Below are 21548 nucleotides of genomic sequence, written 5' to 3' on the forward strand. Positions count from 1 at the left end.
TCCCGAGTGGGGCCCGCCGCTGTCGGGCGGGCCGGAATGATCAGAGTTTGTTGAACAGGCTGAGCTGGCTGATCCGCGCGAAGGCCGCCTGGGCGGCTTCGAGCATGGTCTGCTGCAGCACCAGCTGCGAGGTCGCCGCGGCCATGTCGGTGTCGCGGATCGACGACTGCGTGGTGGTGTTGGTCAGCGCCAGGCTCTGGTTTTCCTGGTTCAGCACATCGATGGTGTTGAGCCGCGCGCCAATCGACGACTGGGTCGCCAACACCTGGTCGCTGGCCTTGTCGAGATTGGTCAGCGCAGTGGCCACCATGTTGCGGATGTTCAGCTGCGCCTGCGGGTCGCCGCTGGTGGAGGTATCCAGCGCGGTGCGCAGGTTGCCGATGGTGTTGAGGATGTTCTGCCGCTCGGGCGAGCTGGCGGTGACGCCGAACTGGTCGCCTGCCGCCGGCGCCGCGCTGATGGTCATGTCCACGCCGGCCACGATGACGGTCTGCGGGAAGGTCGCGCCCAGCGTACCGGTGGACAGCGGTGTGGCCCCCTGGCTGGTGGGCAGTGCGTAGACCTCGAAGTCGGTGGCGCTGGTGAACTTGAGTTGCACGCCGCTGCTGGGGAACTGCGTGGTGTACGCGGTGTTGTTGCTCACCGAGGTGGAGGTGATCTGCGCCGTGGAGGTGTTGGTGGCGCTGCGCTTGACCGACAGGGTGTCGGGCGCGGTGCCGAAGCTGAAGCTATAGCCGTTGACCAGGCTGTCCACCGTGCTGGCGTCGTCGCTGGAAGGCAGCGATACGTCGAGCTGGAACTGCGCACCCCGGAAGTTGATGGCGTTGCTGTCGGTGGAGGTGGAGTCGTAGGTACCGTTGGTGGTGGCGTCGCTGGTGACGTCGTTGCCGTCCTTGTCGAGGATCTGGTACTGCGTACCGCTGAGCACGTTCAGCGTGTAGGGCGCGCCGTCACGGAAACTGGCGTTGTAGCTGCTGTCGCTGGTCACGTTGCCCTGGGACAGGAAGGCACGTTGCACGCCATCGGCGTTGGGGTTGCTGGTCAGCGCACTGGTGGTTCGGCTGGCGTTGGCCGCCATCTCGAAGATGCTCCAGCCGTTGTCGTTGGTCGACATCGTCAGGTTGTCGGAGATCTGCAGCTTGAGCGAGCTCTGGTCGCCCTGGTAGCTGAAACTGCCGTCGGCGTTCTGCACGAAGGGCTGCACGGTGCTCTTGCTGCCGGAGAACAGGTAGTTGCCGCTGGCGTCCTTGCTGTTCATCAGGGTCAGCAGCTGGTTCTGGATCTCGCCCAGTTCATCGCTGATGGCGCCGCGGTCCTCGTCGGTCATCGAGCCGTCGCCGGCGCGCAGCGTCAGTTCGCGGGCGCGCTGCAGGGCGGTGGTGATGGAGTCGAGGACGCTCTGCTCCTGGTTCAGGCTGTTGGTCGCGGAGGTCATGTTGCCGCTGTACTGGGTCAGCAGCGCCTGCTGCTGTTCCAGCTGCAACAGGCGCGCGGCGCCGACGGGGTCGTCCGCCGGGGTCTGGATGCGCGTGCCGCTGGAGATCTGTTCCTGCAGCTTGGAGAGGCTGGCGTAGCCGCGGTTGTAGTTGTCGATGTTGGAATTGAAGATCTGCGGGGTGGAAATTCGCACTACCATCTCAGCCTCCTCAGATGTTGTTGATCAGGGTGTCGAAGAGCGTCTGCGCGGTCTTGATGATCTGCGCGGAGGCCGTGTAGTACTGCTGGAACTTCACCAGGTTGGCCGCCTCTTCGTCGAGGTTCACCGCCGACAGCGAGTCGCGGCTGCCTTGCGCCTGGGTCAGCACCGCCTCGGTGGCGGTGGCGTCGAGCTTGGCCTGGTTGGCCGTGGCGCCGACGGTCTCGGTCAGGCTGCTGTAGGCACCGGTCAGGCTCATGCCACTGCCGCTGCCCGTGCCGCTGCCGACAGTCTTGGTGGTCTGCAGGTCGATGAGCTTCTGCGCGTTGGTGTTGTCGGCATCGCCGTTGCTGTTGAAGGCCACGCCGAAGCTGTCGCCCTCCCCCGGATAGCCGGCGATGGTGGCCTGGAAGCTGAACGACGGCGTGCCCGGCACGGTGATGCTGATGTCGTTGCTCTGGCCCGGCACGATGTTGCCGGTACCCAGCGAATTGCCCGCCGAATCGTAGATGGTGTAGCCCTGGGTGCCGCCGCTGGCGGCGTCGAACACCAGCTTCACCGGCAGGCCGGCCTTGATCGCGGCGGCCATGGCGGTGCCATTGCTGGCATCCAGTTCGCTGGTCAGGGTGGTGCCGCTGATGGTGCCGCTGCCGGTGTTGCCGGTGGTGGTGCTGGCGACTACCGGCGAGGCGAAGGCCAGGCGGTTGGAATCGGTCATGGTGACCGAGATATCCGAGGCCGCGGTGCGGGTCGGGATCACCGTGAAGCGATCGCCTGCCTGCACCGTGCCGACGCTCTGCTGGCTGATGCTGAAGCCGTCGAATTCCTTGGGTGGATTGTCGGTCAGGTCGCCGCTGCCCAGTACCGTGCCATCGGAAGAGCGCTTGATGGTGTAGCCGGTGGCAGAGGTGAAAGTCACCTCGTAGTCACTGGTGGTCAGCGCGCTGCTGTCGGTGATGTTGACGTTGAGGTTGCCGGTGCCGGTGTTGTGGGTGTTGGCCAGGCTGCGGTTGCCGATGACGCTGGCGTCGTTGATGTCCTTGAACAGTTCCGCGCCGAAGTTGCCGTTCAGGTCCAGGCCCTGGGCGAGCTGGCTGTTGAAGGTATCGGCAAGGACGATGGCCATGCGCCCCAGTTCGTTCTGGGTGGTATTCAGCACATCGCTGCGATAGCGCAGCAGGCCGCCCATCTGGCCGCCGGTGACCACCGAGGTGACATCCATGGTCGAGCTGCCGGAGCTCAGGCTGAGGCTGAACTGCGACGGGTTGTTGGCGCTCGGGCCGGCGGTCAGGGTGGAGGCATTGGCGCCCACCACCAGCGGCTGGCCGGAGCCCAGGTAGAGGTTGAGGCTGCTGCCCTGCTTGACCACGCTCACGCCGATCATGTCGGAAAGCTGCAGCACCGCCTGGTCGCGCTTGTCCTGCAGGTCGTTGGCGCTGGCGCCGCCGGCCTCGGCCGCGATGATCGCCTGGTTGTACTGGGCGATGGTCTTGGCCAGGTCGGTGACCTGCCCGGCCAGGCTGTCCATCTGGGTGTTGACGTAGCTGTTCTGGGTGCCCAGCTGGGTGGAAATCGAATTGAAGCGCTGCGCCAGGTTCGCGGCCTGGGTCAGCACCAGCTGACGCGAGGCCGCATCGGTCGGCGTCGCCGCGGCAGTCTGCAGCGAGGCGAAGAAGTTCTGCATGACCTTGGACAGACCGGTGGTGCTGTCGGACAGCAGCGAATCGATCTGGTTGACCTGGGACAGGTAGGTCTGCGCATCACTGTCCACCGAGGTGGCGCCGCGCAACTGGTTGGCCAGGAACTCGCTGTACATCCGGCGGACGTCCTGCACCGTGGTGCCGGTGCCGACGTAGTACTGCCCCGCGAACTGCTCGGCGGAGGTCACCTGCGACGTCGACTGACGGGTGTAGCCCGCCGTGTTGACGTTGGTGATGTTGTTGCCGGTGGTGCTCAGCGCCGCTTGCGAGGCGTTGAGGCCGGACAGTCCGATGGATAAGAGGCTCATGGTCTTTCCTTAGCGCAGTCCTTTGTACAGGGCTTCACAGTGTGCGAGTCGGGGCGTCGGCCATCGCGACGGTCTGGTAGACCTGCATCTGCTTGGCGATCTGGTTCACCTTGCGCGCGTACTGCGGGTCGGTGGCGTAGCCGGCGCGCTGCAGTTCCTTCATGAACTGATCCGGGCGCGCGGCGGAATCCAGCGCGCCCTGGTAGCGGTCGTTGTTCTGCAGGAAGCTGACGTAGTCCTGGAAGCTCTGCTCGAAGGAGTTGTAGGCACGGAACGAAGCCACTTCCTTCACTTGCTTGCCTTGCTCGAATTCGGTGGTGGTGGCGCGGGCGGAGTCGCCCTTCCAGCTCGAACCAGTCTTGATGCCGAACAGGTTGTGGCTGCTGCTGCCGTCGCGCTGGGCGATCATTTTCTTGCCCCAGCCGGTTTCCAGCGCGGCCTGGGCCACCAGGTAGCGCGGGTCGACGCCGATGCGCTTGGCGGCGCGCTCGGCCATCGGCAGCATGGTGCTGACGAAGTCGTCGGCCGAGGCGAACATCGACTTGCCCGGCTTGGTGGAGATCGCCGAGGTATCGATATCGGCCACCGGCACAGTGGTGTCGATCTGCTTCGTATAAGCCTGGCTGCCGCGCCAGTCGTTGCTGGCCAGCTGTGCCGGCTGGTTGGCGCTGGAGGCCACGGAGCTGTCGGCGCCCGGTACCAGGCCTGCAGCGATTCGCTGGGCGAGCTTGCCCGGCAGCGCAAGGCGGCGGGCATTCAGCGCCTGGCGATCGTCGCGGCCGGCTTCGGGTTGCGGCAAGGCCTTGCCGTTGGCGGCAAACACGCTCGGGGTCTTCTGCCGGTCGGACGCCGCGGCCGTGGCCGCCGCGGTCTGGGTGGCGTCGGTAGTGGTCTGCGCGCCGGCCTGGGCAAAGGGATTGTTGCCGGTGTGGCGCACGCCCTGCATCTTTTCCATCTGCTTGACCAGCACGTCGGCCAGGCCGATGCCGTGCCCCTGGGTGGCCAGGGACACGGACAGCTGGTGGTCGTACATGTCCTGGTACTGCTTGGCCGCCTCGCTGTTCATCGGGTTGTCCTTGGCGAACACCTCGTTGGCCGAGCGCATGGATTTCAGCATCTCGTTCATGAACAGCGATTCGAACTCCTGGGCGACCTTGCGGATGTTGCCCGCGCTGTCGCGGTTCGCGCCGGTCTTCAGCGCCGACAGGCGATTGAGGTCGGAATAGGAACCGGAGTCGGTGTTGGAGGTACCAGCAGAAAGCAGTCGGGCATCCACGGCGGCGTCCTCAGATCACGATCAGGTCGGCTTGCAGCGCGCCGGCCTGTTTCAGGGCTTCGAGGATCGCCATCAGGTCGCTGGGCGCGGCGCCCACCTGGTTAACGGCGCGTACGATTTCATCCAGCGTGGTGCCCGGGCCGAACTTGAACATCGGCTTGGCTTCCTGGTTGGCGCTCACGTTGGAGCGCGGCACCACGGCGGTCTGGCCGTTGGAGAACGGGCCCGGCTGGCTGACGATGGGGTCTTCGGTGATGGTCACGGTCAGGCTGCCGTGGGTCACGGCGGCCGGCGACACGCGCACGTTCTGGCCGATCACGATGGTGCCGGTGCGCGAGTTGATGATGACCTTGGCCACGGCTTCGCCGGCCTGCACGTCGAGGTTTTCCAGCACGGACATGTAGTCCACGCGCTGGTTCGGGTCCAGCGGCGCGCTGACGCGCACCGAGCCGCCGTCCACGGCCTGGGCGACGCCCGGGCCGAGCAGTTCGTTGATGCGGTCGACGATGTGCTTGGCGGTGGTGAAGTCCGGACGGTTGAGGTTCAGGGTCAGGGTGTTGCCCTGGTCGAAGCCGCTCGGCACCGCGCGCTCGACGGTGGCGCCAGCGGGAATGCGGCCGGCCGACGGCACGTTGACGGTGATCTTGGAGCCGTCGCGGCCTTCGGCGTCGAAGCCGCCGACGACGAGGTTGCCCTGGGCGATGGCGTAGGTCTGGCCGTCGATGCCCTTGAGCTGGGTCATCAGCAGGCTGCCGCCGCGCAGGCTCTTGGCGTTGCCGATAGAGGACACGGTGATGTCGATGGCCTGGCCCGGCTTGGCGAACGGCGGCAGGTCGGCGTGAATGGATACCGCCGCGACGTTCTTCAGCTGTACGTTGCCCGAACCCGCCGGCACCTTGATGCCGAACTGCGCCAGCATGTTGTTGAAGGTCTGCAGGGTGAACGGCGTCTGGGTGGTCTGGTCGCCTGTGCCATTGAGGCCGACGACCAGGCCGTAGCCGATCAGCTGGTTGTTGCGCACACCCTGGATGGTGGCGATGTCCTTGAGCCGTTCGGCATGGGCGGCCGGCACGGCGAACAGCGCGCAGGCCAGCAGCGCGCCGCCGAGGCAGAGCGCGCGGGTCAGGCCGAGGGATACCTTGCGAACGACAGTCATCGTCATCACCCTCAGAACGGGAACAGCGGGCTGAGGAAGAAGCGGTCGAACCAGCCCGGCTGGCTCGCGTCGGCGAACGAACCGGTGCCCGAGTAGGTAATGCGCGCATCGGCCACACGGGTGGAGGCAACGGTGTTGTCAGTGGCGATGTCGTCGGCGCGGATCAGGCCGGCGATGCGCACCAGCTCGTTGCCGGTGTTCAGGGTCATCCACTTCTCGCCACGCACGGCAAGGATGCCGTTGGGCATGACGTCGGCCACGGTGACGGTGATCGAGCCGGTCAGGCTGTTGCTCTGTCCGGCCTGGCTGTCGCCCTTGCTTTCACGGTCGCCGGCGTACTCGGCGGAGAGGCTCAGGTCGCCGCTGCCCACCGGGTTGTTGGTGGTCAGGCTGCTGCCGAACATCGAGGTCAGGCCGAGCTTGTTCTTGCTGTTCTTGGAAATGTCCGAGCTGGCCTTCTTGCTGGCCTGGGTCTTCTCGTTGAGGGTGATGGTGATGATGTCACCCACGCGGAAGGCCTTGCGGTCGCCGTAGAGGTTGTTCTCGAACCCTGCCTGGTAGATCGATCCATTGTTCTGGGCGGCCGGCGCAGGCGTGCGCGGCAGCACCGGAGCGTAATAGGGATCGTCCGGCTTGGGCGGAGGGCTCACGCACCCTGCCAACGCGGCGATGGCCAGCAGCGGAAGGAGGTGGGAACGGTTCATCTACAGCTACCTCTCGGGGAGAGCGACTACGGGATCAGGGCTTACAGGTTCTGCGTAACGAAGGAGAGCATCTGGTCCGCGGTGGAGATCACCTTGGAGTTCATCTCGTAGGCGCGCTGGGTGGTGATCATGTTCACCATCTCTTCCACCACGCTGACGTTGGAGTTCTCCAGGGTGTTCTGCAGCACGGTGCCCAGGCCGTTCAGGCCAGGGGTGCCGACCTGGGGCGCGCCGCTGGCGGCGGTCTCCAGGAACAGGTTGTTGCCGGTGGCCTGCAGGCCGGCCGGGTTGATGAAGTCGGCGGTCTGGATATTGCCGATGATCTGCGGCGTGGCATTGCCGGCAACGGTGACCGAGACGGTGCCGTCGTTGCCGACGGTGAAGGTCTGGGTTTCCGCCGGGACGACGATGGCCGGCTCCAGAGCGTTGCCGTTGGAGGTGACGATCTGGCCGTCGGAGTTCAGGTGGAAGCTGCCGTCGCGGGTGTAGGCGACGGTGCCGTCCGGAGTCAGCACCTGGAAGAAGCCGCGACCGTTGACCGCCATGTCCAGCGGGTTGTCGGTGGTCTGCAGGCTGCCGGCGGTGAAGTTCTTCTGGGTGCCGACGATGCGTACACCGGTACCCAATTGCAGGCCCGAAGGCAGCTGGGTGTCCTGGGTCGAATTGGCGCCGGGCTGACGCTTGATCTGGTAGAGCAGGTCCTGGAACTCCGCGCGGTCGCGCTTGAAGCCCGTGGTGGACACGTTCGCCAGGTTGTTCGAGATGGTGGTCAGGTTCATGTCCTGGGCGGACAGACCGGTCTTGCTGACCCAAAGTGCCGGAAGCATGTCGTTCTCCTCGGGCGCCGGATTCGTGGCGCTGCGGACGGTTAATCAGGTTCTTATCAGCTGAACTGCAAAACACGCGCCATGGACTGGGAGTCTTCCTCGGCGGTCTTCATCATCTTCACGTGCAACTCGAACTGGCGAGACAGCGCCAGGATCGAGGTCATCTCGTCGACAGCATTGACGTTGCTGGCTTCCAGCACGCCGGACTGCACGCTGGCATTGGCATCGACCTGGGGAGCGGGCTGGCCCGACTTCATGCGGATCAGGCCGTCGCTGCCCTTCTCCAGTTGCTTGGCATCGGGGGTCACGAGCTTGATGCGGTCGACGGTAGCCAGCGCGTTGGGGTTGTTGCCCTGGCCGCGGATGGTGATGGTGCCGTCCTCGCCGATGTCGATCTTTTCTTCCGGCGGAATCGCGATCGGCCCGCCGTTGCCCATCACCGGCATGCCGTCGCTGGTGCGCAGCTGGCCGAGGGCGTCGATTTCCAGGCTGCCGGTGCGCACGTAGGCTTCGCCGCCGTCCGGCGCCTGCACGGCGATCCAGGCATCGCCCTTGGCGGCCACGTCGAGGTCACGCCCGGTTTCCTGCAGGGAGCCGGTGGTGAAGTCGGTCGCCGGGCGCTCGCTCATGGCGAAGACGCGCGCCGGAAAGCTGTCGCCGAACACGGGCATGGCGCGAGCTTGCTCGAAGTCGCGGCGGAAGCCGGTCGTGGAGATGTTCGCCAGGTTGTTGGCGTGAGCCTGCATGGCTTTGGTGTTCTGGCTCGCGCCGCTCATGGCGACATACAGCATTCTGTCCAAGGCATTCCTCCAGTGCCGAGTCGGATTCCCGGCGGTGTTGGAGTGACTTCAGCAAGGGCTGTGCCAGAACTGCAAAATCAAGCTCAAGACATTGATATTCCTGGGAATATCAAAAAGAAAAGGCTCCCGAAGGAGCCTCGATGGCCGTCAGGCGGCGACTAACTGCCGCCTGCGGCAAAGGGACGTTGCCGGTGGAAATTGCCGGCAGAACATCATCATCAGCGCAGGTTGATGATGGTGTCGGAGATGGTGCTTTCGGTCTGCACGGTCTTGGCGTTCGCCTGGTAGTTGCGCTGCGCCACGATCAGGTTCACCAGCTGCGCGGTGAGGTCGACGTTGGAGTCTTCCAGGGTGCCCGAGCCGACCGAACCGAGGGTACCGGAAGTCGGGGTGCCGATCACCGCCTCGCCCGAGGCCAGCGACTGCTTCCAGCCGGTGTTGCCCACCGGAGTCAGGCCCTGGGTGTTGGCGAAGTTGGCCAGGATCACCTGGCCGATCACCTTGGACTGGCCGTTGGTGTAGGTGGCGTACATCTGGCCGTCTTCGGCGAACGACAGGCCGGACATCTGGCCGGTGGCGTAGCCGTCCTGGGTCACCGCGGTGACGGCAAAGGAGCCGTTGGTCTGGGTGGTCTTGGTCAGGTCGATGCTGATACCGCCCGTGGTACCCGCCGCGCCGTTGGCACCCCAGGTCACCGGGTTGGTGGTGGAGTCGGTCACGGCCGCCGGCGTCCAGCCCGTCAGGGTCATGGTGTTGTCGGCATTGACGGTCATGCCGGTGGAAGTGATGCCCGTCAGCTGGCCGGCACTGTTGAAGGTGATGTCGCTGCTCAGCGGCGTGGTGCTGGTCGGGGTCTGCGGGTTACGCCCGTCCACCAGGGTGTACATGCTCCAGTTGTTGGCGCTGTCCTTGACGAAGTAGTTCGTCATGGTGTGCGAGTTGCCCTGGGAGTCGTAGATGTCCACGGAGGTCGACCAGTTGTAGCTGTCCGAATCGGACGCATCGAACGGCGTGGTGGTCGGCGTGGTGGCGTTGGAGTTCAGGCTCAGGGTCGAGGTGATCTTCGAAGTCGGGCTCGGCGGCTGGTTGGCGGTGTCGACCTTCAGGTCGGTGATCACACCGTTGACGATGTTGCCGTTGCCGTTGACGCCATAGCCCTGCAGGCGATTGCCCGAGCCATCGACGATGTAGCCGCTGGCATCGGTGTTGAAGGTGCCGTTGCGGGTGTAGACGCGGCTGCCGTTGTCGCTGGTCATGAAGAAGCCGTTGCCGCTCACCGCCAGGTCCAGGCTGCGACCGGTGGTGCTCAGGTTGCCCTGGGTGAACTGCTGCGAGACGGCCTGGGTGACCACGCCGTTACCCACGGCGATGCGGCCGGTGCCGAGCATCGAGGAGGCGTAGAGGTCGGCGAACTCGGTCCGCGAGGATTTGAAGCCGGTGGTGCCGACGTTGGCAATGTTGTTGCCGGTGACGTTCAGGTCCATCGACGCGGCGTTGAGTCCACTCAGGGCGGTATTGAAAGACATGTGTTGCTCCTGTGCCGAAACGCGGCGTTATTTTCCGATGGTCTGAATGCTGGAGGCGGAAACCGCGCCGATGCCAGCCAGGTTCAGGGACATTTCCCCGCCGTTCTGGCCCAGCGTGACGCTGTTGACCGTGGCCGGCAGGTAGGTGGTCAGGGCGGTACTGGTACCGTCCAGGCTGGCAGTGGCCTTGACGGTGTAGGTACCGGCACCCACCAGCTCGCCGCTGTCGTCCTTGCCGTCCCACTTGAAGTCGATGTTGCCGGCCTTCTGGGTGCCCATGTCGACGGTGCGCACCAGGTCGCCCGAGTCGTCGTAGATCTTCAGGGTCACGCCATCGCCGCCGGACGGCATCACCAGGGTGCCGTTGACGCCGGCGCTAGGATCGTCGACCTGCACCTTGCTGGAGTTGACGATCACCGAGCGACCGACCAGCGAAGAAGCCTGCAGGGCCTGCGAGGACTGGAACGACGAATAGAAGGTGCCCAGGGTGGTATCCAGGTTCTGCATGCTCTCCAGGCTGCTGAACTGCGCCAGCTGGGAGACGAACTCGGTGTTGTCCTGCGGGTCCAGCGGGTTCTGGTTGTTCAGCTGGGTGACCAGCAGTTGCAGGAAGGAGTCCTTGCCCAGCGCGCTGGTCCCGGTCTCGCTGGTGGTCGACGAACTCGAAGACCCGGAGTTGAGCGAGGACAGGATCGAACTCGTGGTGCTGTTATCGGTATTGATGCTCATGGGGCGTCCTCTGCGCTTACTGACCCAGGGTCAGGACCTTCTGCATCATCTGCTTGGCGGTGTTCATCATTTCCGCGTTGCTCTGGAAGGAACGGCTGGCGGAGATCATGTCGGCCATCTCTTCCACCACGTTGACGTTGGGGTAGTAGACGTAGCCGTCCTTGTCGGCGGCCGGGTGGTTCGGTTCGTAGCGCGGCACCAGCGGGCTCTGGTCCTCGACCACGCCCAGCACCTGCACGCCGGAACCGGCCTGGTCGGTTTCGCCGAACAGCGAACCCTGGTCGCCGCCCTGGGCGTTCTGCAGCATGGTGGAGAACACCGGGTGACGGGCGCGGTAGGTCTGGTCGATGCTCGAGGAGACGCTCTCGGCGTTGGCGATGTTCGAGGCGGTGGTGTTCAGACGGGTGGTCTGGGCACTCATGCCGGTACCGGCGATGTTGAAGACACTGGCGAGCGACATGGCGATTACTCCCCGCGCAGGGCGTTCATCAGCCCTTTGAACTTGCTGTTGAGGAAGGTGAACGAGGCCTGGAACTGCACGGAGTTCTCTGCGTAGTTGGCCTGTTCCATCTGCTCATCGACGGTGTTCTGGTCGACCGAGGGCTGGTTCGGGATGCGGTACTTCAGCGACTCGTCACCGATGCCGAAACCATCGGCGGCAATGTGATGCGCGTTGGTCAGGGTCGCGCTGAAGGTGCCGTTCTTCATCTTGTCCGACTGGGCCGCCAGCACCGAGGCGAAATCCAGGTCGCGCGCCTTGTAGTTGGGCGTGTCGGCGTTGGCCAGGTTATTGGCCAGTACTTCAGCGCGCTGGGAGCGGAAGCTCAGTGCTTGCTGGTGGATGCCGAGGGCTTTGTCGAAGCTGATGCTCATGGTCACGAACCTGTTTGCCGGTGTGGGCTTGCCAACACTTCAGCAAGGTGCGTGCCACATTCTCATTCCCTTGATAATCAAGAGCTTGGTGGCATCCAGAGAGCGGCAAGGAGCGGCAAACAGCGGCAAAGCGGCAATCGGTTTCCTTGCCGCCGGGGGCAAGGCGGCAAGCTTGCCGCTGCGCTTTGCCGCCCTCTTGCACGGTTGCCATTGCCGTTTACGTTGCCGCGCTCAGCCTGCTCGCGAACGGACTGGCAACGTCGGCCCTGCCGACAGATCGCGGGCATGGCCCGCTCCTGCAGGGAGTCGACTTCTAGGATTGCGCGAGTGCCAGGAACGCGCTCGGCAGGCGCGCCTGGCGCCGATCCTTCAGGCAATACAGGTACTCGTCGATCAGGCTCGCGCCCTTTATCTCCAGCACGCATAGCTGCGGGTTATCCGGCACTTCCTGGCGGGCGATGATGCTCACCCCCAGGTTGCGGATCACCGCCTCGCGGATCGATTCGCGGCTGCCGATCTCCAGCATCGAAGCCGGCGTCACCCCCGCCTGCTGCAACATCGCCTCGGTCAGCTGGCGGGTGGTGGAACCCGCCTCGCGCATCAGCAGGCAATGGCTGCGCAAGTCGCCCAGGCTCACCGACTGCAGCGCCGCCAGCGGGTGGCTGCGATGCACCGCCAGCACCAGCGGGTCGCTGCCCAGCACCACGCGGGTCAGGCGCGCGTCGTCGACCTGCTGCGAGGAAGCCGCCAGGTCCACCCGGCATTCGATCAGCGATTCGAGCACCTGCTGGGAGTTGCCGATCTCCACCGACACCTCGATCTGCGGGAAGCGCTCGCGAAAATTCTTGATCAGTCCGAGCACGTAATAAGGAGAGGTGGCACCGATGCGCAGCGCGCCCTGCATCTGCCCGCAGTTGCGCAGGTAGAACTCGATGTCGGCTTCCTGCTGCAGCAGCGCCTCGACCATCGGCAGCAGGCGCGCCCCCTCGTCGCTCAGGGTCAGGCGACGGCCACCGCGATAGAACAACTCCACCGCATACTGGCTTTCCAGGTTGCGGATCTGCGTGGTCACGGTCGGCTGGCTGAGGCCGAGTTTCTTCGCCGCCTGGGTGATGCTGCCCAGCTTCGCCACCCGGTAGAACGCCTTCAATTCCGCGCTCAACATCGACCGTTCCGCCTTTTCGAAAAATTCATCAACATTTTTTCTCGGCGCTGCCGGCAAACCGGCGCCAGCCCACTGACAACGCGGCCTGCAGCCAGGCGACAAAACATCCAAAAAGGTCAATGTACCTGACCTGTATCACTGGCAACACCAGTTGCTGCTGGACAGCCCGGAGTTGAGCGACTTTCATTGCCCTTGGAAAAAATCCCACATGGAAAACCGAAGGCGGCCTCACAAGGGTGCGCCCAAGGAGCAATTGATGAAGTACAAAGTCACCATGGTTTTCGGAACCCGTCCGGAAGCCATCAAGATGGCCCCCCTCGCCCGCGTCCTCCGCCGCACCCCGGAAATCGAGCTGCGCATCTGCTCCACCGGCCAGCATCGCGAGATGCTACAGCAAGTGCTGGACTCCTTCGAACTCGAGGTGGACGAAGACCTCGACGTCATGACCCAGGGCCAGACGCTGAACAGCCTGTCGCTGCAGATGATGGGCAAGCTGGACGACAGCTACGACCGCCATCGCCCGGACATCGTGCTGGTCCATGGGGATACCACGACCAGTTTCATCGCCGCCCTCACTGCCTTCCACCGACAGATTCCGGTGGGCCACGTCGAGGCCGGCCTGCGCACCGGCAACATCCACCAGCCCTGGCCGGAAGAAGCCAACCGCCGCCTCACCGCGGTGATCGCCGACCTGCACTTCCCGCCGACCAAGGCCTCGCGGGACAACCTGCTGCGCGAAGGGGTGAACATCGACCAGATCGAAGTCACCGGCAACACGGTGATCGATGCCCTGCTGTGGATGCGCGAGCACCTGCACGAAACCCACTGGAAACCCGCCATCGATTCGCCCCTGGCCAAATTCACCGGCGACCGCCGCGTAGTGCTGATCACCGGCCACCGCCGGGAGAACTTCGGCAAGGGCTTCGAGCGCATCTGCCAGGCCCTGGCGGAGCTGGCCCAGCGCTTCCCCGACGTCGACTTCGTCTACCCGGTGCACCTCAACCCGCAGGTGCAGAAAGCCGTCTACGGCCTGCTCTCGGACAAGCCCAACATCCACCTGATCGCTCCGCAGGACTACCAGCACTTCGTCTGGCTGATGGACCGCGCGTACATCATCCTCACCGACTCGGGCGGCATCCAGGAGGAAGCCCCGGCGCTGGGCAAACCGCTGCTGGTGTTGCGCCGTGTCACCGAGCGCCCGGCCGTGCTGGAAGGCGGCACCGTGGTACTGGTGGGTACCAACACCGGGCGCATCGTCAGCGAAGCCAGCCATCTGCTGCGCGACGAGGAAGTCTACGAGCAGATGAGCCGGGTATTCAGTCCCTACGGCGACGGCCATGCCAGCGAGAAGATCGTCGCCCGGCTGCTGTCCTGGTTCGGTGAATCACGCACGCCAAGCGAGTTCGAATGAGCCTCGAACTGGTCGATGTCCTTACCTACGTTCTCTATGCCCTGAAGTACCTGGCAATCATCCTCGCCGCGCTGATGTTCCTGCTCGGCCTGGATGACCTGTTCATCGACCTGGTGTACTGGGGCCGGGTGCTGGTGCGCCGCTTCCGTATCTACAACCGCTTCGACCGGGCCGACGAGGAGCGCCTCTTCGCCGCCCCGGAGAAGCCGCTGGCGATCATGGTGCCGGCCTGGAACGAGGTCGGCGTGGTGGGCGAGATGGCGCGCCTGGCGGCCTCCACCCTGGACTACGAGAACTACCAGATCTTCGTCGGCACCTACCCGAACGATCCGCAGACCCAGGCGGACGTGGACGCGGTGTGCCTGCACTACCCCAACGTGCACAAGGTGGTCTGCGCGCGCCCCGGCCCCACCAGCAAGGCCGACTGTCTGAACAACATCATCGACGCCATCCTGCGCTTCGAGGCCGACGCCCGCATCGAATTCTCCGGCTTCATCCTGCATGACGCCGAAGACGTCATCTCGCCGCTGGAACTGCGCCTGTTCAACTACCTGCTGCCGGCCAAGGACCTGATCCAGATCCCGGTCTACCCCTACGCCCCGGAATGGACCGGCTTCACCGCCGGCCACTACGTCGACGAGTTCGCCGAGAACCACGGCAAGGACGTGCCGGTGCGCGAGGCGCTGACCGGCCAGGTGCCCAGCGCCGGCGTCGGCACCTGCTTCAGCCGTCGCGCCATCGCCGCGCTGCTGGAAGACGGCGACGGCATCGCCTTCGATGTGCAGAGTCTCACCGAGGACTACGACATCGGCTTCCGCCTCAAGCAGAAGGGCATGAAGTGCATCTTCGCCCGCTACTCCATCACCGACCCGCAGCTGGCGCTGAAGAGCGACTGGGTACCGGGCATGGACCGGCGCTTCTCCCAGGTCATCTGCGTGCGCGAACACTTTCCGCGCACCTGGCAGCACGCCATCCGGCAGAAGTCCCGATGGATCACCGGGATCGTTTTCCAGGGCACGCGCAACCTGGGCTGGAGCAGCAAGGGCATGCTCAATTACTTCCTCTGGCGCGACCGCCGCGGGCTGATCGCCTACCTGCTGAGCTTCCTGGTCAACCTGCTGTTCCTGGTGCTGATCACCATGTGGCTGATCACCAGCCTGTCACCCAACGCCTGGCGCTTTCCGTCGATCCTCGAGGGCAGCCAGTTGCTGGTGGTCCTGCTGTTCCTCAACGGTCTGATGCTGCTCAACCGGCTGTTCCAGCGCTTCTGGTTCGTCACCCGTTTCTACGGCATCTTCGAGGGGCTGCTGTCGGCGCCGCGGATGATGTGGAGCAACTTCGTCAACTTCTTCGCCAACCTGCGCGCGCTCAAACAGGTGATGGAGATGGGCGATTCGCGCCGGGTCGCCTGGGACAAGACCACCCACGAATTCCCCGCCCTCGCCGGCCCACAGCGCACGCCGCTGGGCCAGCGCCTGATCGAGCAGGGACTGATCACCGAAGCACAGCTGCAATCGGCGCTGACCAGCCCGATCCGCCGCCGCCTGGGCCGCGAGCTGCTGCTGCGCGAGCTGATCACCAGCACCCAGCTGGTGGCCACCCTCGCCGAAGAACTGGGCGAGGAATGGGCGCCGCTCAACCCCTTCACCCTCGATGAGAAACTGATCGCAGCACTGCCGCGCAAGCTGGCGCTGCGCTATGCGGTTCTGCCGGTGGCCATCGAGGGCAACACCCTGGTTCTGGCCAGCGAGCAGCAGATCAGCCAGGTTTCCCTCGGCGCCATCAGCCGCCATCTGAAACGCCCCGTGCGTGGCGTCCTGGCGCCCCAGGGTCGGGTGACCCTCGGCCTGCGCTCCTGGTATGGCGGGCGTAATCAGAGCGAGGAAACCCGCACCATCCTCGAGGTACTGAAACAGCACCAGGGCGACGAAACCCTGATGGAGCGCATCTGCGGCCACCTGGTGATGTTCGGCACCCTGCTGCAGGTACGCGGCATGGTCCCGCCAAGTCTGTTCAACCAGGCCCTGATCGACTTCGATCCCGAACAGGACTCCCTCGGCGAACACCTGATCAAGCGCGGCATGATCACCCAGCAGGTGCTCGAGGAAGCGCTCAAGGAACAGGCCAGCGAACAGCACGAGGCCTATCGCATTGCCCGGGAGGCCGTGTGAAACCGCAACAACCCCTGCTTTACGGCCTGATCCTGGCGAGCATCGCCGCCCCGCTGGCGCAGGCCGCCGATGACCAGCTCACGGAGTTCCAGCGCTTCCGCAGCTTCCCCTACCTCGACAAGGGCTACAAGGAAGCGAAGAAGAGCAACTGGGCGGAAGTCGAACGCCTGATGCGCCACCTGCTCGACCGCGTCCCGAACAACACAGAGGCACGCTCACTGCTGATCCAGTCCCTGGCCAAGCAGCAGCGTTTCGACGATGCCGAGAAGGAAGCCCAGGCACTGGCCGGCACCGATGCCGGCGCACAGGCCCTGACCGAACTGCGCCTGGACCTGATCGAGAACGGCCCGCCCCCCGAAGCCCAGGTCAACCAGTGGCTGGCCCATGCCGACGCCAACGCGCGCGTGCGCCTGTGGCAGGCCTACAGCCTCAAGCTTGGCCAGACCCAGGGCGCCGCCAGGGCGCTGGAATGGCTCGGCACCGTGCCGCCGGGCAGCGATGGCCGCGTCCTGCGCGAGGCCCGCGCCAACTGGGCTGAGCAACTGCGCGACTGGGACACCACCATCGCCCAGCTGGCACCGCTGGCCGCCACCCATCAGCTCTCCGCGGACGACTGGCGCCGCCTGGCCAATGCGTACGCCCAGCGCCTGGAGGAAAAGCCGCTGGAGCAGTTGATCCAGCAGGCGCCCGACGCCAACGCCGCGCGCCAGGCAAGGCTGGCGATCATCGACCGCGCCATCGCCGTCGAGCAGACCGAAGTCGCCAAGCGCTGGTTGCTCACCCTGCCGGAGCAGGACCGCAATGACCCGACACGCCAGGCGCAACTGCTGGAGGTCGCCCGCGACAGCGCCGACACCTCGCTGGTCGCCAGGCTCAGTGACCAGCAGAACAGGCCATGCCTGGAAACCACCGAATGGCTGTCACACCACGACCAGGCGGCAGCGCTGGCTAAGCTGCAGCAGTGCAAACCGGCAGACGATCCGAAGACCTGGCTGGTACTGGCCCAGCGCCTGGACGCCACCGAGCTGCTGGAGAACACCCGGCTGCCCGAACCCTGGGACACCGCCCGGCGCGACCAACTGGTGGACTCCTGGCGACGCCAGGGGCGCACCGATCTGGCGCTGGCCTGGCTATCGCGCCAACCACAGACACCCGACACCGTGCGCCAGCGTGCCGAGCTTCTGCAGGCCCGCGGTCGCACCGGCGAAGCCGCCGCGTTATGGGAGCAGCGCTACCGTCAGACCGGCGACCTCAAGGCGCTGGATCAGGCCAGCTACCTCGCCCTCAACGCCGGGCGCACCGAGCGCGCCAAGCAACTGCTGGAAAGCGCCTACGACCGCCGCGGGGGCAACCTGCCGCCCACGCTGCTGCAGCGCCTGGCCGGCATCCACGCACGCGGTGACACGCCTCTGGATGTCGCGCGCATCGAAGCCCTGTTGCCCAAAGCCGACCCCGTCTCGCGCGGCTACCTGCTCGGCCGCCTGGCCGAAGCCGGGCGCTGCGACGCCCTGCAGCGCTACCTGAGCCCCGACTCCAACACCCCCGGCGAGCTGCGTGCCCTGGGCCGCTGCTCCATGCCCGCGCGGCCCGGCGAAGCGGTGGTCTACTACCAGGCCGCCATCGCTCACGGCGACCAGCAAAGCCAGCTACCGCTGGCCTATGCACTGGAAGCCGCCGGCGACCCGGCCGGCGCCCTGCGCATCTTCAACAACCTGCCGGCCGGCGAACTCAATGACAACGCCCGCCTGACCGCCAGCCGCGCGGCGCTGCTGAGCAACGACAATGCCGGCGCCGAGCGCTACTGGCAGCAGGCGAAGAAAGGCAGCGCGGACGACTGGGCACTGGGCGCCAACATTGCCGACGCCCGTGGCGATTACCCCGAAGCCCTTTCGCGGCACCGCGAAGCCCTGCAGCACCAGCCCAACGGCCAGCACTTCTACAACGCCGCCGGCAGTGCGCAGAAGGCTGGCGACAAGCAGCAGAGCAAGCTCTGGCTGGCCGAGGCGGTACGTCGCGAACCGAACAACCCGCGCTTCCGCGCCGACTACGGCATGCGCCTGGCCGGCACCGACACGCCGGAGGAGCGGCGCACCGCGATCCCCTACCTGGAGCGCGCCACCCGCGATTACCCCGAGGACTTCCGCCTGGGCGAAACCCTCGCCTGGCGCTATGACGAGGCCGAGGACAGCTTCGCCGCCCGCCGCGAACTGCGCCGGGTGATCGACCTGGAGCAGGACCCGGTCGCCGCCGACGACGAGTACGGCAGCCTGGAAGCCCGGCGCTTCCGCCAGCGCCGCGCACACCAGGTCATGTCCCAGCGCGACAACCTGACCATCGCCAGCACCTGGTCGCCGGCGGGCGTCACCACGGTGCCGATCCTCAATGGTGACAACCAGACCGGCAACCGTCGCCGCGCGCAATCGCAGAACCTGCAGACCTTCATCTGGGACCACGCGCTGGGCGAGGAACCGACTCGCAACGGCAGCACTCTCTCGGTGTATGGCCGGGCGATCGCCGGCAACGAAGGACGCAAGCAGTACACCCAGACCCTCGCCGCGGGCTTCGGCCTGCGCTACAAGCCCTTCGGCGACTACAACCTCAACCTCTACAGCGAGCTGTACAAGCAGAACACCGTGAAGGACGACGGCGATTCCGACTACGCCTTCGACGGCATCCGCCTGCACGAGATCGGCACCCCCGAGAAGTTCGAGCGCTACGTGCGCCAGCGCGACAAGTACGGCCAGACCTCCACCGACTTCCTGCTGCGCGCCACCGCTTCCTTCCTCGACCAGGGCGAGTACCGCAACGACTGGCGCGTGGACGAAAATGACTGGGACGAGCGCTTCCTCTACACCGACTTCGCCTGGTGGACCCACGCCGGCGACCATCAGTGGACCTCGCGCTACCAGCAGGGCCACACCTGGAAGCTGCCGGTGGACTCGCCGCAGACGATCATGCCGTACGGCTTTGCCGAGTTCTCCACGCAGGACCCGAGCAACGACTGGCGCCAGGACCTGCGCAGCGGCGTCGGCCTGCGCTGGCAGTACTGGTATGGCGAGGATCGCTACAACGCCTACCGCGCCCACGTCACGGTGCGCACCGAGTACCAGGTGGGCATGGCGGGCAATCTCTATGAACAGGCCAACGGCTGGCTGGTGGGACTCGAGGTGAACTTCTGATGCGCCGCCTGATGTTCGCCCTCGTCCTGCTCTGCTCCGCCGTCGCGGCAAGCGCCGACGACCGTCTCTTCTACCAGCCACTGAATGCCGATGCCGCGCTGAGCGATGCTCAGTGGCAGCAGATCTGGCGCGCCAGCGCGGCCCAGGGAGCAAAGACCCTGATCGTGCAATGGACCGCCTATGGCGACTCCGACTTCGGCGGCGCCAACGGCTGGCTCGCACGCTCCCTGAAAAGCGCCCACGACAATGGCCTGCAACTGGTCCTCGGCCTGTACATGGACCCGGCCTACTACCAGCGCCAGAGCGAGCTGGACACGCCCGGCCTGGAGGCCTACTGGCAGCATCAACTGGGCCGCTCCCTGGCACAGCAACGGCAGGTGAGCGAGCAGTGGAAACTGCCCGTCGCCGCCTGGTATCTGCCGATGGAGCTGGACGACTGGCACTACCAGGCCATCGAACGCCGCCAGGCCCTGCAACACCAGCTGAAGGACTTCGCCAACCAGCTGAAGGCGCCGCTGCAACTCAGCGCCTTCTCCGGCGGCAAGCTCGCGCCACAGGTGTATGGCGACTGGCTGGGCCAGATCGCCGGGCTCGGCGTGCAGGTCTGGTGGCAGGACGGCGCCGGCACCGGCGCGCTACCTGAACGCGTACGCCTGGCCTATGCCGCCGCGTTGCCTTGTTCGGTCGGCATCGTCCGCGAAGCCTTCCGCCAGACCAGCGCCGCTGGCCAGCCCTTCCGCGCCGAGCCTGCCGCGCCATCCAATGCATCCACCGGCTGCCACGCCAGTGCCGTGTTCGAGGTGCGCTACCGACCCTGGGGCAAGCTGCTGCTGGACAACCAGCGCGCCCATCCCGGCGGCGCCGCGACTCCCTGAAACAGCCCGCACCCGATGCCCGCCGCACGCTAGCGCGGCGGGCATCGGCTTGGGCTATGCTCGCGCGAGCGACCCACACGCGCACAGGGCGGTTCATGTTCAAGACGATTGAATCCGAAATTCTCAAGCAAAGCGTTCCGGCCGGGATCAGGGCCGAATTCCTCCAGCATGATTTCGAACGACTCCACGGGCTCAGCCTGCTGATCTTCGCCCTGAGCGCCGCCATGTGGCTGCTCTTCGACCTGATCGTCAGTTTCCAGGCCGGCCAGGGCTTCACCTATGTCTCGGTGCTCTTCCTCGGCGTGTTCTTCCTCATCACCGTGCTGGCCAGCTTCGTGCGCAAGGCGGCGCACTTCTACTGGCTCAACCTGGCCTTCGTGATCACCTTCAGCCTGGGCGCGCGCCTGGTGATCGATGGCCTGCCGGAGCCACTGCGTCCGGCCTGGCTGGTGATCGCCGCCGCCACGGTGCTCTACAGCGCCACCGCGATGCCACTGAACCCTGTCGCCTTCTATTGCGTGCTGGCAGTGACCTGGATCGTCCTCAACCCGCTGCTGGGCGACGTGCCGGCGCTGGATGCGCGGCGCAGCATGCTGGTCTGCTACCCGCTGTTCATCAGCGCACTGTCGGTCTACATCTTCAACCACCTGAGCAAGGCCAAGCTGTACAACTACGCCATGGCCCGGCTGCTGCTGGACCAGGCCTACCTCGACATGCTCACCGGCATCCCCAACCGCCGCTCCTTCATGACCCGCGTCGGCCAGCGCCTGGGAAGCGACGGCGAGCAGCGCTACCTGGCGATGATCGACATCGACCACTTCAAACGGGTCAACGACACCTACGGGCACGACATCGGCGATGAAGTACTGACCCGCGTCGCACGAGCCATCAAGGACGAAATGCAGGACTTCGAGTTCGCCCGCCTGGGCGGCGAGGAGTTCGGCCTGTACCTGTGGGGGATCAGCGTGGAGGATGCGCAGTCACGGGTCGAGCAGTTGCGCCGCGTGACCGCCGAGTTGCCCGGCACCCCCAATGTCACCATCAGCCTGGGCCTGGCCCACCTCAGCGCCGACGGCACCCTCAGCCAGGCGCTGATCAAGGCCGACCAGGCGCTGTACGATGCCAAGCACAACGGGCGCAACCGGGTGACCTATTCGCCGTGACGGCCACCCTGGCCAGAAACAGAAAAGGCCCGCAGATGCGGGCCTTGGC

The 21548-nt window shown here is 65.5% G+C and carries 17 protein-coding genes; 5 read left to right on the top strand and 12 right to left on the bottom strand.

The window, feature by feature from the left end; all coding sequences use genetic code 11:
- Window positions 1-40: 40 nt before the first annotated feature.
- The 12 genes from J2T47_RS26610 to J2T47_RS26665 all read right to left on the bottom strand — a co-directional run bounded on the left by J2T47_RS26610 (window position 41) and on the right by J2T47_RS26665 (window position 12700).
- Entirely contained in the window at window positions 41-1636 is a 1596-nt protein-coding gene (locus J2T47_RS26610; RefSeq protein WP_253453395.1) for a flagellar hook-associated protein 3, read from the bottom strand.
- A gap of 10 nt (window positions 1637-1646) precedes the next feature.
- On the bottom strand, window positions 1647-3644 hold the full coding sequence (gene flgK, locus J2T47_RS26615) for a flagellar hook-associated protein FlgK (RefSeq protein ID WP_253453397.1): 1998 nt from the start codon (window positions 3642-3644) through the stop codon (window positions 1647-1649).
- Between the two features lie 34 nt (window positions 3645-3678).
- Window positions 3679-4920: a flagellar assembly peptidoglycan hydrolase FlgJ gene (flgJ, locus tag J2T47_RS26620; RefSeq protein WP_253453399.1), complete on the bottom strand. Its 1242-nt coding sequence runs from the start codon at window positions 4918-4920 to the stop codon at window positions 3679-3681.
- Window positions 4921-4930: 10 nt separating this feature from the next.
- On the bottom strand, window positions 4931-6076 hold the full coding sequence (locus J2T47_RS26625; RefSeq protein WP_253453401.1) for a flagellar basal body P-ring protein FlgI: 1146 nt from the start codon (window positions 6074-6076) through the stop codon (window positions 4931-4933).
- An 11-nt stretch (window positions 6077-6087) separates the two neighbouring features.
- Window positions 6088-6780 (bottom strand): flagellar basal body L-ring protein FlgH, encoded by a 693-nt coding sequence (flgH, locus tag J2T47_RS26630; protein WP_253453403.1) that lies wholly within the window; start codon window positions 6778-6780, stop codon window positions 6088-6090.
- Between the two features lie 41 nt (window positions 6781-6821).
- Window positions 6822-7607 carry a flagellar basal-body rod protein FlgG gene (gene flgG, locus J2T47_RS26635; RefSeq protein WP_081519258.1) on the bottom strand — a complete coding sequence of 262 codons (786 nt, stop codon included), beginning with the start codon at window positions 7605-7607 and terminating at the stop codon, window positions 6822-6824.
- A gap of 56 nt (window positions 7608-7663) precedes the next feature.
- Complete coding sequence (gene flgF / locus J2T47_RS26640; protein WP_045212145.1) at window positions 7664-8407, bottom strand: flagellar basal-body rod protein FlgF; 744 nt, start codon at window positions 8405-8407, stop codon at window positions 7664-7666.
- A gap of 218 nt (window positions 8408-8625) precedes the next feature.
- Window positions 8626-9933 (bottom strand): flagellar hook protein FlgE, encoded by a 1308-nt coding sequence (flgE, locus tag J2T47_RS26645; protein WP_253453405.1) that lies wholly within the window; start codon window positions 9931-9933, stop codon window positions 8626-8628.
- Window positions 9934-9960: 27 nt separating this feature from the next.
- Window positions 9961-10656, bottom strand: a complete 696-nt coding sequence (gene flgD, locus J2T47_RS26650) for a flagellar hook assembly protein FlgD (RefSeq protein WP_437181019.1) — start codon at window positions 10654-10656, stop codon at window positions 9961-9963.
- Between the two features lie 22 nt (window positions 10657-10678).
- On the bottom strand, window positions 10679-11122 hold the full coding sequence (flgC, locus tag J2T47_RS26655; RefSeq protein WP_045212156.1) for a flagellar basal body rod protein FlgC: 444 nt from the start codon (window positions 11120-11122) through the stop codon (window positions 10679-10681).
- 5 nt (window positions 11123-11127) lie between these two features.
- Window positions 11128-11535, bottom strand: coding sequence for a flagellar basal body rod protein FlgB (gene flgB, locus J2T47_RS26660; RefSeq protein ID WP_253453409.1), 408 nt, complete (start codon window positions 11533-11535; stop codon window positions 11128-11130).
- A gap of 313 nt (window positions 11536-11848) precedes the next feature.
- On the bottom strand, window positions 11849-12700 hold the full coding sequence (locus tag J2T47_RS26665) for a LysR family transcriptional regulator (protein WP_253453411.1): 852 nt from the start codon (window positions 12698-12700) through the stop codon (window positions 11849-11851).
- A gap of 256 nt (window positions 12701-12956) precedes the next feature.
- Between J2T47_RS26665 and wecB the strand changes: the two genes are divergently transcribed.
- The 5 genes from wecB (at window position 12957) to J2T47_RS26690 (ending at window position 21499) form a co-directional block, all read left to right on the top strand.
- A complete protein-coding gene (gene wecB, locus J2T47_RS26670) occupies window positions 12957-14111 on the top strand; it encodes a non-hydrolyzing UDP-N-acetylglucosamine 2-epimerase (RefSeq protein ID WP_253453413.1) in 1155 nt (384 codons plus the stop codon).
- On the top strand, window positions 14108-16282 hold the full coding sequence (gene nfrB / locus J2T47_RS26675) for a cyclic di-3',5'-guanylate-activated glycosyltransferase NfrB (RefSeq protein ID WP_253453415.1): 2175 nt from the start codon (window positions 14108-14110) through the stop codon (window positions 16280-16282). The genes wecB and nfrB overlap by 4 nt, the downstream gene beginning before the upstream one ends.
- Window positions 16279-19461 (top strand): NfrA family protein, encoded by a 3183-nt coding sequence (locus tag J2T47_RS26680; RefSeq protein WP_253453417.1) that lies wholly within the window; start codon window positions 16279-16281, stop codon window positions 19459-19461. Before nfrB ends, J2T47_RS26680 begins: the two co-directional genes overlap by 4 nt.
- Entirely contained in the window at window positions 19461-20336 is an 876-nt protein-coding gene (locus J2T47_RS26685) for a DUF4434 family protein (protein WP_253453419.1), read from the top strand. Before J2T47_RS26680 ends, J2T47_RS26685 begins: the two co-directional genes overlap by 1 nt.
- A gap of 95 nt (window positions 20337-20431) precedes the next feature.
- The gene (locus J2T47_RS26690) at window positions 20432-21499 is read left to right on the top strand and encodes a GGDEF domain-containing protein (RefSeq protein WP_253453421.1); all 1068 of its coding nucleotides are present in this window, start codon (window positions 20432-20434) and stop codon (window positions 21497-21499) included.
- Window positions 21500-21548: the final 49 nt, after the last annotated feature.

Source organism: Pseudomonas nitroreducens (genome assembly GCF_024170165.1).
Classification (GTDB): Bacteria; Pseudomonadota; Gammaproteobacteria; order Pseudomonadales; family Pseudomonadaceae; genus Pseudomonas; species Pseudomonas nitroreducens_C.

Bases quoted from the DNA above. Each gene is read 5' to 3' on its own strand.
- J2T47_RS26610 (WP_253453395.1), bottom strand. From the start codon at position 1,636: ATGGTAGTGCGAATTTCCACCCCGCAGATCTTCAATTCCAACATCGAC.
- flgE (WP_253453405.1), bottom strand. From the start codon at position 9,933: ATGTCTTTCAATACCGCCCTGAGTGGACTCAACGCCGCGTCGATGGAC.
- flgH (WP_253453403.1), bottom strand. From the start codon at position 6,780: ATGAACCGTTCCCACCTCCTTCCGCTGCTGGCCATCGCCGCGTTGGCA.
- flgB (WP_253453409.1), bottom strand. From the start codon at position 11,535: ATGAGCATCAGCTTCGACAAAGCCCTCGGCATCCACCAGCAAGCACTG.
- nfrB (WP_253453415.1), top strand. From the start codon at position 14,108: ATGAGCCTCGAACTGGTCGATGTCCTTACCTACGTTCTCTATGCCCTG.
- wecB (WP_253453413.1), top strand. From the start codon at position 12,957: ATGAAGTACAAAGTCACCATGGTTTTCGGAACCCGTCCGGAAGCCATC.
- flgC (WP_045212156.1), bottom strand. From the start codon at position 11,122: ATGTCGCTCGCCAGTGTCTTCAACATCGCCGGTACCGGCATGAGTGCC.
- J2T47_RS26625 (WP_253453401.1), bottom strand. From the start codon at position 6,076: ATGACTGTCGTTCGCAAGGTATCCCTCGGCCTGACCCGCGCGCTCTGC.
- J2T47_RS26685 (WP_253453419.1), top strand. From the start codon at position 19,461: ATGCGCCGCCTGATGTTCGCCCTCGTCCTGCTCTGCTCCGCCGTCGCG.
- flgK (WP_253453397.1), bottom strand. From the start codon at position 3,644: ATGAGCCTCTTATCCATCGGACTGTCCGGCCTCAACGCCTCGCAAGCG.
- J2T47_RS26665 (WP_253453411.1), bottom strand. From the start codon at position 12,700: ATGTTGAGCGCGGAATTGAAGGCGTTCTACCGGGTGGCGAAGCTGGGC.
- flgG (WP_081519258.1), bottom strand. From the start codon at position 7,607: ATGCTTCCGGCACTTTGGGTCAGCAAGACCGGTCTGTCCGCCCAGGAC.
- J2T47_RS26690 (WP_253453421.1), top strand. From the start codon at position 20,432: ATGTTCAAGACGATTGAATCCGAAATTCTCAAGCAAAGCGTTCCGGCC.